The following is a 14,368-nucleotide window of genomic DNA, read 5'->3' as shown; positions in this document are numbered from 1 at the left end:
ATAATTATGAAAAGACTACTGTGCACCCCGCATTGGAGCTTTCTGGGCCGCTTTGCCGCGGCGACGACAGCTCTTACGCTAGCTCAGTTGGCTTATCTTCACGCGCAGCAAGCGGTGCCCGTTGGCGCTGGCAGCTACGCGGAATATACGCCCGAGCATGAAGACATCGTCGGCGGCGAAGACATCGATCTCGTCACCGCCTTCCTGAACCGCCAACTCTACATCCACCCGTCCAAGGCCGGTGAGCCTGTGCCGACCAACGACTGGTGGACGGATCTGATTTTTAACCAATACTCCGGCAATATGTGGCCTTACCCGCTTTCGGTGCAGACCAATGCGTCGGGAGTAAATGTCTATTTTCCCATCGAGTTTTCTGCCTCGGGCACCGACATGCTGACGGAGTTTCCGATCGCTGTCGGCGGGCAGGCTTCTATCGTTCTTGGACCGGGTGATACCATACTCGCCGATTTTGAAGGCGCTGGCTGGCCATCCGGTTGGAGCACCACCGGCACGGCCTTTGGCAGCGGACCGGCAGCGGGTTCCGTTTCCGGACAATCCTTAGTTACGAACTTCAACGGCGCCGGGTTAGCGAATTCCTTCCACGGGGGCGATGGTTCAACGGGGGCGCTGACCTCGCCAACCTTCACCGTGAATGCGCAATACATTCACGCGTTGGTCGGTGGTGGAAATCACCCCGGCGCCGCGGAAGTTCGACTCGTGGTCGGCGGTAATGTCGTCCGCGCAGCTACAGGCGTGAACTCGGAAAACCTCGCGTGGCAAACATGGGACGTGTCCGAGTTCAACGGGCAATCCGCCTACGTCGAAGTCATTGACAACGTCACCGGTGGCTGGGGCCACATCATGGCTGATCAGATCGTCATGACGAATGACGCGGACCCGGCGGTAAAATTCAGCACCGACTTTGCGCCCGCCAGCGCGGTCGCCTTGGATTGGTCCGACTGGCATGTGCAAATGCGCCTGGAGCAAAACGCCAACGCCTACTACGACGTAACGATGGGCCATGGCCTGCCGTTTGTCTGGGTGGAAGCGACCGGCGTTTCTCCGCTGCTCACCATCGACGCCTCCGCCGTTTTCCGTGATGCCGCGGGCAACGTGATTGCGCTGCCATACACCGGCGCGGCAATTTCGGTGGAAGTGCAGGGCCGGTCCTTTGGCTTGCACGCTCCTGATGGCACGACGTTCGAAGACGCCAATGGCGAACTGCTGGTTAACTTCGGCAGTGGCAGCTACTTAGTTGTCAGTGCGTTGCCGAGCTACACCGCGCTCGGTGCCTTCGACGCCTATGCCTATGCGATCCCGCGCGACACCGCGATGAACTGGACTTACAATCCGGCTGGCGGCTTTGTCCGCACGAATTGGAACGTCACCGCGCAAGCGCTCAAAGGCGGCAATACGACAGTCTTGCAGGGTTGGATTCCGCATCACTATCGCGAGACGGATAACAACCTCAGTTTCACCGGCGACAGTTATACGACCCCGCGTGGTAAGCTGAAGCTAACGGCCTCGAACACCGCGCAGATCGACTTCCCGTTCACGGGCATTTTGCCGAATCTGCCGGCCCCAACTCAGATCGGTGGGACACATGATTACTCACCCGAGCGCATGGAATTCTACCTCGACCAGTATGCCACCAAGACCGACTACGGCGGTGACACCTACTGGGGCGGCAAGAGCCTCACGCAATACGGCGACTACATGACCATCGCGGCCGACCTCGGCACGGATCATGTCGAAGCGCTTAAGGCTTCTCTGACGACTGCGCTGGAAGATTGGTTCACCTACGACGGCGTCGAAACGGAAAAATACTTTGCCCGTTACGACGGCTACAAAGCGTTGGTTGGCTTTAACGAATCCTACGGTTCATCGCAGTTCACTGACCACCATTTCCACTACGGTTACTTCACGCGTTCGGCCGCGCTGCTTGGGTTGCAAGATCCGCAGTTTCTTGCTGACTACGGCGAGATGGTAACCCTCGTTGCCAAGCAATATGCCAACTGGGATCGCAACGATACAGACTTCCCGTTCTTGCGTACCTTTGACCCTTGGCACGGCCATTCTTATGCGGGTGGCACCAGCGCGGGCAACGGCAATAACCAGGAGTCGAGCTCTGAGTCGATTCAATCCTGGTGCGGTCTCTTCTTGCTTGGCCAAGCCATGAACGATAGCGACATGACCGCCGCTGGTGCCATGGGCTACGCGATTGAACGCCTTGCGATCAAAGAATACTGGACCGACTACCACGGCAATCCCGATGCCACGAATCCTGTTCTCGGCGACGGCAGTACCTTCCCGGTGGAATACGGCCATGAGTATGCGGGCATCGTCTTCGACAGCGGCACCGCGTATGCGACATTCTTTAGTGGCGATCCTGGCTGGATGTATGGCATCCAGTGGCTGCCGATTCAGCCTGGCCTCGCATATATGGGTGAAGATCCGGCCTTTGCGAAGTCGCAAATGAACTCCATGATTCAAGACCGCGTGCCGACCATGGCTGGTGCTGCCCGTGGTGTTATCCGCGACTACAACCTCGCACCTGCGCAAACCGAATGGCACAACGGCGACACCGCTGGCGCGCTGGCGAAGTTTGCTGGTGCGATCAAGCTGGCCTACGATCACAACCCGACCTACACGCTCGCGCAAAGTGGCAACCCGCTTTACGTGAATGGTCAGTTGAGCTTCACCGTGGAGCCCGATGGTGCCATCACGCTTGACCCGACGATCTGGTCCGCCGGCACACTGGCGAACTATCCGAACCTCGTGCCGCCGACCATTGGTCAGCCGCTCGAAGGTTGGCCGATGTATGATTACCTCTACACGAACTACACCTACGATGTAAATTACCTCGAGGACAAGTGGGAGTTTGAGGTGCTCAACTACCAAAGCGGCGTTGATACCGAGCAGGCTAAGAAGGTCATCGGTGACTGGGGCGTGGGACTCGGAAATGTAATCCTTGGCTATATGGCGCACTACGATGCGAACCTCGTTGCTGAGCTCATGGACGAGTTCTATGCGGACGGTCACCCGATCGGCATCGCCAACGACACCAGCGGCCTCACTTATTACTACACGCACGCGCTCCGTTCGCTGGGCCACATCGTTTACGATCGTTACACGGACATCCCGACCAGCCAGGTCTTCTACAATCCGTCGACCGGCGTTTATAGCTACGCGGTTTACAACCCGAGCAACGTCGAGCAAACCGCCACGGTTTATAGCACCAGCGGTGCGGTCATTGGATCGTTCCCGGTCCCGGCGAAAAAGGTCGTGCAGCACAAGCTCGACCAAGCGTTGAACTCGTTGCAAATCTCTGCATCGAATCCGGCCGCTACGTTTACACCTGGCTCCACGGTGCAGTTCTCCGTAACCGGTTTCGACCAATACGAAGCCACACATCAGCTGACCAATGTTAGCTGGTCGGTAAATGCCGGCGGCTCGATCAACGGGGCAGGGCTGTTTACCGCCACGTCGAATGCCGACCCGGTAGTGGTCACGGTCACCGCCGATGGTTTGCAGGAAACTTATACGTTCCGTGTGGGCGACGCGCCTTACCTGGCAGACATCGCCATTACGCCGGAGTTCGCCCGCGTCGAAGCTAGCAGCACGCAGACATTCTCTGCTGCGGGCCTCGACCAATACGGCGACCCAGTGGACCTCGTGGGCCTCGTGTGGGCTGTCGATGGTGGCGGCTCGATTGATGCCAATGGCGTGTTCACCTCCAACGGAACAACGGGTGCTTACTACGTGATTGCCGACAATGGCAATGCATCGCAGACCGCGCTGTTTGCCGTGCATCCGCCGCTACAAAACGTGGCTGCTGGTAAGACCGCTACAGCTTCGAGCGCCGTTGGTCCTCCGGGCGAAGCGCCACTGGCCGTCGATGAAAATGCCGCGACCCGTTGGGAAAGCGCACATGGCAACGACGATGAATGGTTCCAGGTCGACTTGGGCGTCACCTTCGACATTGAGCGCATCGTGATCGATTGGGAAGGTGCCTATGCCAGCGAATATGAGCTGCAAGTTTCCGACGATGGCGCGAACTGGACTACGATTCTGACCGTGGAAAAAGCGAATGCCAATGACGACAATCTCGCCGTTGAAGCCAGCGCACGCTACGTTCGCTTCCAGGGTATCGACCGTGCGCTCGACTACGGTTATTCGTTCTTTGAGTTCGAGGTTTACGGTTCGGAGGGTGCTGACGCCATCGAAGGCGCACAGTTGTTCCTGAACCCGACCGACGTGGATTTGCTCAACGGTATGTCCACGGACTTCGATGCCTACGTGTTCGATGCGAATTGGAACGGCGGCGAAACGAGCCAGATAAACTGGTCTGCTGACACCGGCAATATTGACGTCAACGGTGTTTACACCGCGACCCAGGAAGGCGGCCCGTTTACGGTCACTGCGACTTTCACGGGCACGGTGGCTGGTGGGGGCTCGCTCGCCGATACGGCCACGGTTAATGTGTCCGGTGGTGGCGCGTATGTAAACGTAGCGCCAAACGGAACGGCTACCGCATCGTCGGAAGAAAACGGCGCGATGTCGGCTTCTGCCGCGATCGACGAAAGCCTGGCTACGCGTTGGTCATCTGCGTTTGAAGACGATGAATACATCACCGTCGACCTGGGCGCATCGACCTACATTGATTCCGTCATCCTGCGTTGGGAAGGTGCCTATGGTTCGGCTTACCACATCCAACTATCCGACGACGGAACGAACTTCAGTAACGCAGTCAGCGTAACTGGTGGTGACGGCGGAGAAGACGATCTTCCCGTTGGCACCAGTGGCCGCTACGTTCGCATGCAGGGCGTCACCCGTGCCACCGGCTGGGGCTATTCGCTTTGGGAGTTCGAGATCTACGCGCAAGGCACACCACCGCCTCCGGGTGGCAATTTGGCCGAAGGTCAGCCCGCGTTCGCCTCTTCCAATGAGGGCGCTTACATTGCCGATGCTGCAGTCGATGGTGATGGCGGCACCCGCTGGTCCAGTGAGTTCGAAGACGATGAATGGGTCTACGTGGACCTCGGCTCTACGCAGACAATTTCCCAAGTCGTGCTGAACTGGGAAGGTGCCTATGGATTGCATTACAAGATTCAGGTATCCAATGACGCCTCGACTTGGAGCGACTTGATCGAAGTCACCAACGGCGACGGCGGTGAAGACGATTTGTCGGTCTCCGGCAGTGGTCGCTACGTGCGCATGCTCGGAATCGACCGCGCTACGCCATGGGGCTACTCGCTGTGGGAGTTTGAAGTCTATTAAGCTTTGCAACGCAAAGTAATGACTCTCTGGAAATGAATTACAAGGCGGGGCCTACCTCCCCAATGGAGGCCCCGCCTTTTTCCCAACCCAACCCTGATCCCCCTCAACTGTGATGAATTATTCTCGTATATTTAAACCGGGCCTTGGCGCTCTTTCGTTGCTCGCTGCGTCCGTCGCCAGCGGGCAAACCAATCTGGCGCTAAATCAGCCCGCGACCGCATCCAGCTCGCAAGTTGGATTGACCACGACCGAAGTGAACGACGGCAACCTTGGCACGCGCTGGGGTAGCGACTGGTCGGACCCGCAATGGATTTATATCGACCTCGGCTCAGTGCAATCCATTGGCGATGTCGAGCTGGTCTGGGAAGGTGCTTTTGCCTCCCATTACTTTATACAAACTTCAGACGACGCGTCGACATGGAGCGATGTCGCGGAAATAACCGATGGCAACGGCGGCACGGACACGATTACCGTCGGTGCCGATGCACGCTACGTGCGCATGTACGGTACGGAGCGCGGCAGTGGCTACGGCTACTCGCTATGGGAGTTTGCTATCTATGACGAAGTTAGCGAACCACCGCCCAGCAATGATGACCTCGCCGAAGGCCAGCCCACATATGCCTCTAGTTTTGAGGGGGCTTACACCGAAGCACTGGCCACCGATGGCGATCCGTCGACGCGTTGGGGCAGCTCCTTTGAGGACGATGAATGGATTTATGTCGATCTCGGCGAAACGAAATCCGTCGAGCGCGTGGTGCTCCGTTGGGAGGCTGCCTATGGCTCGGGCTACGTGATCCAGGTGTCCGATGATGCGACGAACTGGACCGATGCTTACACCGAAACTGCAGGCGACGGCGGCGAGGATGACATTACTCTGGCAACGCCTGCTGATGGCCGCTACGTCCGGATGCAGGGCGTGACGCGTGGTTCGCCGTGGGGCTATTCGCTGTGGGACTTTGAAGTTTATGGTGATGACGGATCCCCTCCGCAGCCCAGTGGTGATCTGGCCGCAGGCAAAACCGTAGTCGCATCCTCGGAAGCTGATCCCGTCGGTCTGCCCAAGGATGCCGCGGTCGACGAGGACAGCCTGACGCGTTGGGCTTCTGCGGAATCCGATACGGAGTGGATTTACGTCGACCTTGGCGCCGCACTGACCTTTGACCGCGTCGTGCTCAACTGGGAAGCCGCTTTCGGTTCGGCTTATATCATTCAGGTTTCTGATGATGCTTCGAACTGGACTGATGTTGCCACGATCAACAATGGCGATGGTGGCTTGGACGAAGTAACTTTTGCCGAAACCACGGCGCAGTATGTGCGCGTGCAGGGCGTGACGCGCGGCACGATTTATGGCTACTCGCTGTGGGATTTTGAAGTTTATTTCGACGACGATAATGTCGAGCCGGGCGGCCCGATTGACGTGCCGCTCGTCGGCCCTTACGTCGAGTTTATTGACTTAAACTTGTCGCCTGATACGAACAACAGCGAAAACGAAATTCGCGTGCAAAACCTCATCGTTGACCGGGTGCTTAATTACGATATCGGCACGACGATCACCGTTACCAAGGACTTCGTTAGTCTCGGGCCAGACAACGATCTGGACATCAGCGCGGTGGATTCGCAGGGAAATAACGTGAGTGGCTTTCCGCTGACGATTACCGTTTACGAGGGCCTCGTGCTGACGGTCGAAGTGGTGCAAGTTGGCAACGGTGACGACTTGGCCTTTGGTAAACCCATTGTGGCGTCATCGAGTCAGGATGCTGGTTTGGCTGCGGACTTCGCAAACGACGGCGACAGCGCCACGCGCTGGGGCTCGCTCGAAAATGACAATGAATGGATCTACATCGACCTTGGCGCCGTTTATAATTTCAAGCGCGTCTTGCTGAGCTGGGAAACGGCTTACGGCAGCGCCTATAATATCGATGTTTCCGACGATGCACAGAATTGGACGACGGCGCTTAGCGTTACCAACGGCAATGGTCAAATCGACGACTTAGAACTCGATGCAACGGGCCGCTACGTGCGTATGCAGGGCATTACTCGCGGCAGTGCTTATGGCTATTCGCTCTTCGATTTCGAAGTGTATGAAGAAGCCGGTTACAATCCCGATGACATCATTGACGATCCTTACACCGCGCCCGATGCGCCGGAGCTGAGCGGAAGCTTTGCATTACAAAGTCCGGCCGACAATGCGATGATTAACAGCACCCGCACGCCGACCTTGAGCTGGGATGCGGTCGCCGGTGCCACGCGCTACGATGTGTATATGAACATCACCAAGGAGGACTACGACTTCACGCAACCGGGTTCCTTGTTGGAGCGTTACACCAAAGTTGGCGAGTCGAGCACGACCAGCTTTACTTTGGCTAGTGAGTTGCCGGACCGCTGGACTTACAAGTGGTATGTTGTCGCCATTGATGGCGTGAGTGATCCGCGTTCGGACATCCACACATTCAGCCTTTATCTGCCAAACGTCGAGCAGGTGGACGATGGAATCAGCCTCATTAACGGGATGCGCGACTTGAATAAAAGCGGCACGATCGAACCCTACGAAGACTGGACACAGCCTATTGACACCCGTGTTGACGATTTGCTTGCGCGTATGACACTGCAAGAAAAGGCAATGCAGATGTTCTTTGACGGGCAGACGTATCCGACGGCAGGTTTTCACTTCGGCCCGCTGACACCGGTCGACGAAGAGGCGATGCAGCTCAGCAATGCCGCGACGCGACTCGGCATTCCGGCAATCACGACGGGCGACACCATTCACGGCTACAAGACGACGTTCCCGACGCAGTCTGCACTCGGCGCGATGAAGAACTACGCGCTTATCCGTGAGCTGGGCGACATGCAGCGACGCGAGCAAATCGCGGTTGGCGCGCGTGGTACTTTGTCGCCGCTCGCAGAGGTCGGCACGAAGGTGCTTTACCCGCGCATTCAAGAAGGTTGTGGTGAAGACGCCGATGTTGCCGCCGCAATGGTGCGCGCAATTCTGGTTGGCTTGCAGGCCGGTCCGGAGCTGAACCCGCAATCACTCTGGGTGACCACGAAGCATTGGCCGGGGCAGGGTGCCGGTGGTGAACAGCAGATGGTCTATGATGGCACGACGGTGCACTACCATATGCGTCCGTGGCACGCGGCGATTGAGGCTGGCACGGGCGGGATTATGCCTGGCTATGGCGGCACGCAGCTGTTTGGTCCAAGCGAAGCCGGGGCAGGGGATAACCCGTACATCCTGGCTTACCTCCGTGAAGAGCTGGGCTACGAGGGCCTGATCTGCAGTGACTGGCTCCCGAGTGGCGCTTGGGTGGGCTCCGCGATTGCGGGCTCCGATGTCATGGGCGGCGCTGCGCCGTCCGTCATGGGCGATTTTGCGACCGAAGTTCCGGAAGCCACGATCGACGAACACGTCCGCCGTATTCTCGATATGAAATTTCGCCTGGGAATTTTCGAAAATCCCTATGGTGACTACGCGTATGGCGAAGGCGAATGGTTCACACCGCATAACTACGATCTCGCTGTTCAGGCCGCACGCGAGGCCATGACGTTAATGACGAACAACGGCGTGCTGCCGCTCGATTTACCCGTAGGCAGCGATATCGTGGTGACTGGACCATTTGCCGACACCGGCAACCAGTGGTCGATCTGGACCAGCGGTTTCCACGACTACTCTGGCGCGCAAACTCCGTTTGACGCGATAGCTGAGCGAGGCGCGCAGGCCGGGCTCAATGTTTATTTGGACAACGCTCCAGAGACGCCGGACTTGGCGGTGGTGGTCGTTGGTGAGCCGTCCTACACGCACGGCACCTCGTGGGCCAACGAAGAGCCTTATCTGCCTGCCGCGCAAACGGCGATCATTCAGAACTACCTGAATCAAAATGTCCCTGTGGTCGTGGCTTATGTGATGGCGCGTCCCTGCGTATTGAATTCAGCAGAGCTCAGCGCGGATGCCTTGTTGTTAACTTACCGTGCTGGTGACGGCGGTGGCACGGCGCTCGCTCAGGTATTGTTTGGCGACTACGTTCCGACCGGCACGATACCGTGGCAATTGCCACGCTCGATGGCTCAAATTGGCACGGATAGTCAGCAGAACCAAGTCGAAGAGTGGGACATTCCTTACGACATCGGGGCGACCCAAGCCGAGCGCGACGAGATCCGTGCGCTGATCGCTGCGGGCCAACCCGTGCCGCCAATCTATGGCGATCCGTTGTTCCAATATGGCTATGGTCTGCAAAACTATGGTTACACCGACACCACTCCACCGACCGCACCAGTGCTACAGGTGCCCGCAAACGGCGGATCGTTCGGCCCGGACTTACCGTCGTTTAGTTGGGCGGCCAGCGCGGATGGCGAATCAGGTGTGCGCCATTACGAAGTCTATGTTGATGGAGTGAAGGTGCATACGACGAAGGGCACGACCTGGGATCACCGGAATCTGCCGCTTTCGAACGCACTCCACACTTGGGAGGTGCGCGCCGTCAATTGGGCCGGACTGGAGCAGTCTTCGGGGCCGTTTAATTTCACGCTGAACGACACGACGGCACCGCCAGCGTTCTCACTGATCGCGCCGGAGAATGGTGTTAACGTCGTTGCGGGCGCGCCCTTGTCATTTTTCTGGCAGGACGTGGTCGACACCGGTAGCGGTGTCGCGTTCTTCGAGCTCTATTACGATGGCGTGAAGCAGGGCGAGTTCGCTCCGGTTGCTCCTTTAACGGAAAATGCCAATGTCGCGCTCGACCGGCCGTATGTGACCTCGTCCACGAATCAGGGAACGTTCGATGCGGCCACCGATGGTGATCCGACTACGCGTTGGTCGAGCGATGCATTTGCGCCTCAGTCGCTGACCATCGACCTCGGGGCGGATTATCTTGTCAACCGCGTGTTGCTCCAGTGGGAGGCCGCCTACGGCTCGGAATACCGGATCGAGGCGTCCGTCGATGGCGTGACTTGGAATGAACTGTACTACACGAATACCGGTGACGGCGGGGTGGACGATCTAACCGGGTTGTCCGGCGTCGCGCGCTACCTGAACGTGCAATGCCTGACCACGCCGACACCGTATGGCTTCTCCCTGTGGGAAGTCGAGGTTTACGGCGATCTCGTCAATGGCGCGACCATGGCATCACCGGGCGCGGGCGCTCACAACTGGACGGTGCGCGCGGTAAACGGCGCAGGCCAAGCAACCGACGCCAGCGAGACGTGGAGCGTGACCGGCCAATAGATTCTTGGGGTAAGAGCAAATAAAGAAGGGGTCTGCGCACGTTGCGCAGGCCCCTTTTCAATACTTGGTAACGACTTTCGCCGTCGAAATTAACGCGCGTTGCCGGGGTATTGGAAGCCTTCGCGGCGGCGCACGTAGCTCCAGTAGAGGGCAGCGGCTTCGGTGCGGCGCGAGGCGTAAAGTTTGCTCAAGACGTTGCTGAAGTAATTCTTAACGGTCTTTTCGCTCAGTTTCAGCTCCACGGCTACTTCCTTGTTGGTCAGGCCTTTGGCAACTTGCTCCAGAACACGACGCTCCTGTGCGGAAAGGGTTTCCACTAGGTCCTCCTGCTTGCTCTGATTGGAGTCGCGCATGTGGTTGACCACGTGGGCGGTAACGGAAGGATCGAGAATGCTTTTGCCGGCGGAGACATCCTGTAGCGCAGAGATGATCGCTTCGCCGTTAATGTTTTTGAGGATGTAGCCATCGATGCCTTGAGCGAATGCATCAAAAATGGCGCGGTCGTCCTCACAAGAGGTCAGGACTAGAATCTTGGCACGGTGATCGCTGGCGCGCATGCGCTTACAGAGCTCGACGCCATTGCCATCGGGCAGCATGAGGTCCAGCAGGACGATGTCCGGCTTAGTCTTAGTATAAACTTCCATGGCATCGCGGCAATTGCCAGCCTCGCCGAGAATTTCAAACTCCTCACAATCACTGATTAATTGACGGAGTCCAATACGCACCACCTCGTGGTCTTCCACGATGATGATTTTAGTCGGTGTAACGGTTGTCATGGTTTATTTAACGGCAGAATTATTCTAATCCTTGTACCTTGGGGGCTATTTTTCGAGAATTTAACATTTGCGCCGATTTGTCGAGTCCGTTCTCGGATGTTGGTCATGCCTCGGCTGTCCGGACGGCCATCGCCCTCAGTCATGCCAATACCGTCGTCGAACACGAGTAGATCGACGGAGTCATTCTCAAAGAGGAGCCGCACATGGATATTCTTCGCTTGGGCATGGCGAATTGCGTTGCTCAGGAGTTCGCGTGAAAGCTGATAAATTTCCAGCGATTTCGCGGTGTTGAGCGATTTGCAAGCTTCGGGGGAAATGTGGATATGGATGTTGGCCTCTGTGCTTTTACGCGTGTGAATAACCAGTTGCTCAAGCGCATCTTGCAAGCTCTTACCCTGGAGCGGGGCAGGGGTTAGCCCGCGAATGAAGCCGCGCAACTCGCCGATAATGCCATTGAGGCTGTCCTTGCATTCATTGATGCGCTCCTTGGCTTTGTCGGGATTCCGGGAAGTCATCATGTGTGCCCGTTCTAGCTGCAGGCCAACGGCATACACGCTTTGGATGACGCCGTCATGCAAGTCACGCGCAAGTGACTCGCGCACGCGGGCATTTTCCTCGCTGATGCGGACTTCTTCCTGTTGGCGCTGGACTTCGCGCGTCAACTGAAGACGCGCCTCGCTGGCCTCGGTAAGGCGTTGGGCGATGCGCGCCCAGTCGTAGTCTTCATTGAGGATGGGTTTGAGGACCGTGGGGTCATCGGTTTCCAGCGCCTCGGATACGAGTCTAATGGGGTATGCGAGCCATTTCCAAAGCACGGCAAAGAAGAGCGTCATGACGCCGATGATCGCGAAGGAAATTTGTCGCAGTTGATTTCGGTTCTTTTGCAGCAGCGTGAGCTCTTGGTTAAGTCCAAAAGTTGCCGTGTAGGCCAAGACGGGCTGGCCCATCGCGCCAACGCCGATCTCCGTAACGCGATATTCCTGGCCGTCATTGAAAAAGCCAGTAGGGGTCTCATTGATCGCGGCAATGGGAATGCGTTGGATCAATGTTTCGGCCGACATGCCGAGGTTCGTCATAAACAAACGATCCCAAAAGCGCCCGACAATCAGGTAGCCGCTCGGCGCGCCATTTGCATCGGCTGCCAGCGGGGTAAAGGCACACTGAAGCGGCCCTTGCGGCGTTAATTCAAAAAACAGCGCTTTCTCGCCATTGGTGATCAGGAAGTCGAGCGACGCCTTACTGATCATGGGTCTCTGGCCCGTGCTACCACGTTTCAAGTCATGAATTACCGCGACATCTCCATCGGTTTGGTAGTAGCCCACGACATCCACGTTTGCATTTTGGGCAATGGGCTGGATCGCGTCCAGGGTAGGAGCATCGCCGAGAGTGGAACGGCTTTGCTCGAGTGCAAAATTCTCCATGGAGCGCGACACGATGCGGTTCACGCGCTGGAGTGTCGCCTGCCGTTGGGACACGGCGGTGCGCAGCAATTCTTCGCTGTTTTTCTTTTCAGTGCGAAATTGCCAAAAGAGTAGCGCCCCTACAAACGCCAGCATTACCACCATGAAACTTAGCAGGCGGTTCCAAATGCTGATTCCTGGATTCATTCAGTGCTCAGCTTAGGCAAATGACCTTAGCTGGCAAGATCGCTCGTTGTTTCTTTGGAGTCAGTGAAGTTTCCAAGTGCGTTATTAGAGCTTGTCGAAAATGTCGCGGAATTTCTGCTTGTCGTTTGCTGTTAGCAGTTCGCTCCAGCTTTTCATACGGTAGGAATCCTCGTCGAAGAACAGGTTTTTCAACTGCACGTCGTAGTGAAAGCCATACGTTCCGGTAACCTTGATGGTATTGGCGACAATGGCACCAAGGACTTCGCCGCCGCTGCCACCACCCTTAAGGCTAACGGCAGCGTTGGGCGCATAGATGACTCCGGACAAAGTGGCGTTGCCATGGTAGCTGATGGACTGCGATGAATCTCCGATGCCGAAGATGAGCATTTTTTCTGGCTTGGGATAAACACCCAGATCCGGGACGACGCCGAAGTCTCCTAAAGGTGTCGGGTCATAGCTATTGGTATTCAAATTGACGAAGCCATTGCCGCCAACGTCCATATCGCCTGCGACATAGAGCTCCAGTGAGCCATTAGTTTGGTCGACATAAATGCCCCCGGTTCCGTTGCCGGAGATTTTTACGTCCCCCTTCACGACGAGTTTTACATCACCGGTGATGTGGAGCTTCTTGTTGCTGTTCAGTGAGATAGCATCAGCCACATAGGTTCCACTGCCCAGTGACATGTTGTTACTAATCGTGCCGACGGAGTTGGTTGCGGAAGGCGCAGTCATGTCCGGGAAGTCGGAACGGAAGTCACTGGTGACCAGATTTGGATTCACATAGCCGGCGGGAATATGGGTCGGGGAGCCGTAGTTGTTTACATCGCTGGCATCAAATACTTTGGCATTGGGGCCCAGGGCTACGGTGCCACCGCCAGTTGCGACGCCACCCATGACGGAGCTGTTGGAAATGTTGGCGGCGTCGTTGATTATACTCGTGGTGGCCACAGTGCCAGCATCTTCCAGACTACCAAGCAGATTCGTGGAATTCGAATCATAGGCATCGAAGGTCACATTACCGCCGGAGAACGTAATGGAATCTTTGGCGGTCAGTCCGTTGGGGGCCACTGACCGTGGGGTCAGTTCTATGCGGATAAATTTATCCATGCGGCTACCATCCGGCATATTGATCAACCCGCGGGTCAGCAGAATAGGGTCCGTGGCCGAGTCGACGATGATCATTTGGATTTGCGTATCCTTAGCCATCTTGAGGTCGAAGCCGGTGCTATTTTTGTAGATTATATTGCTCGAAAGCGATTTCCAAGAGGATGTGTCATCATTGTTGAGTGCCCAAATGGCTTCTTCGGCTCCAGCCTCGGCGAGATTTAGCGCGGCATTGCGCATGAAGGACAGGTGTGAATTGCGCGACTCATTGCCGGCCATCTTTAAGTATGAAGCGCTGATGACGGCGAGAATCGCAGACAGAATTACCGCAAGCATGAGGGCTGAGCCGCGACGGCGGGGAAGTGATCTACGTTTCATGATGG

Annotated in this window: 5 protein-coding genes; 2 read left to right on the top strand and 3 right to left on the bottom strand. The window is 56.9% G+C overall.

What is annotated here, in order from left to right:
- Window positions 1-6: 6 nt before the first annotated feature.
- Together O3S85_RS06140 and O3S85_RS06135 are read left to right on the top strand one after the other, a co-directional pair.
- Window positions 7-5,280 carry a discoidin domain-containing protein gene (locus O3S85_RS06140; RefSeq protein ID WP_269538931.1) on the top strand — a complete coding sequence of 1,758 codons (5,274 nt, stop codon included), beginning with the start codon at window positions 7-9 and terminating at the stop codon, window positions 5,278-5,280.
- 112 nt (window positions 5,281-5,392) lie between these two features.
- On the top strand, window positions 5,393-10,498 hold the full coding sequence (locus tag O3S85_RS06135; protein ID WP_269539061.1) for a galactose-binding domain-containing protein: 5,106 nt from the start codon (window positions 5,393-5,395) through the stop codon (window positions 10,496-10,498).
- Between the two features lie 89 nt (window positions 10,499-10,587).
- Here O3S85_RS06135 and O3S85_RS06130 read toward each other — a convergent pair whose 3' ends face one another.
- From O3S85_RS06130 to O3S85_RS06120, 3 genes are all read right to left on the bottom strand, one after another.
- Complete coding sequence (locus O3S85_RS06130; RefSeq protein WP_269538930.1) at window positions 10,588-11,274, bottom strand: response regulator; 687 nt, start codon at window positions 11,272-11,274, stop codon at window positions 10,588-10,590.
- Window positions 11,271-12,881, bottom strand: coding sequence for a histidine kinase (locus O3S85_RS06125; protein WP_269538929.1), 1,611 nt, complete (start codon window positions 12,879-12,881; stop codon window positions 11,271-11,273). Before O3S85_RS06125 ends, O3S85_RS06130 begins: the two co-directional genes overlap by 4 nt.
- A gap of 84 nt (window positions 12,882-12,965) precedes the next feature.
- The gene (locus O3S85_RS06120) at window positions 12,966-14,363 is read right to left on the bottom strand and encodes a DUF7305 domain-containing protein (RefSeq protein ID WP_269538928.1); all 1,398 of its coding nucleotides are present in this window, start codon (window positions 14,361-14,363) and stop codon (window positions 12,966-12,968) included.
- Window positions 14,364-14,368 lie beyond the last annotated feature (5 nt).

This window comes from Cerasicoccus sp. TK19100 (assembly GCF_027257155.1).
GTDB lineage: Bacteria > Verrucomicrobiota > Verrucomicrobiia > Opitutales > Cerasicoccaceae > Cerasicoccus > Cerasicoccus fimbriatus.
The sequence above is the reverse complement of the archived record's forward strand: the minus strand, read 5'-3'. Positions and strand labels throughout refer to the sequence as shown.

Bases quoted from the DNA above. Each gene is read 5' to 3' on its own strand.
- O3S85_RS06140 (WP_269538931.1), top strand. From the start codon at position 7: ATGAAAAGACTACTGTGCACCCCGCATTGGAGCTTTCTGGGCCGCTTT.
- O3S85_RS06135 (WP_269539061.1), top strand. From the start codon at position 5,393: ATGAATTATTCTCGTATATTTAAACCGGGCCTTGGCGCTCTTTCGTTG.
- O3S85_RS06130 (WP_269538930.1), bottom strand. From the start codon at position 11,274: ATGACAACCGTTACACCGACTAAAATCATCATCGTGGAAGACCACGAG.
- O3S85_RS06125 (WP_269538929.1), bottom strand. From the start codon at position 12,881: ATGAATCCAGGAATCAGCATTTGGAACCGCCTGCTAAGTTTCATGGTG.
- O3S85_RS06120 (WP_269538928.1), bottom strand. From the start codon at position 14,363: ATGAAACGTAGATCACTTCCCCGCCGTCGCGGCTCAGCCCTCATGCTT.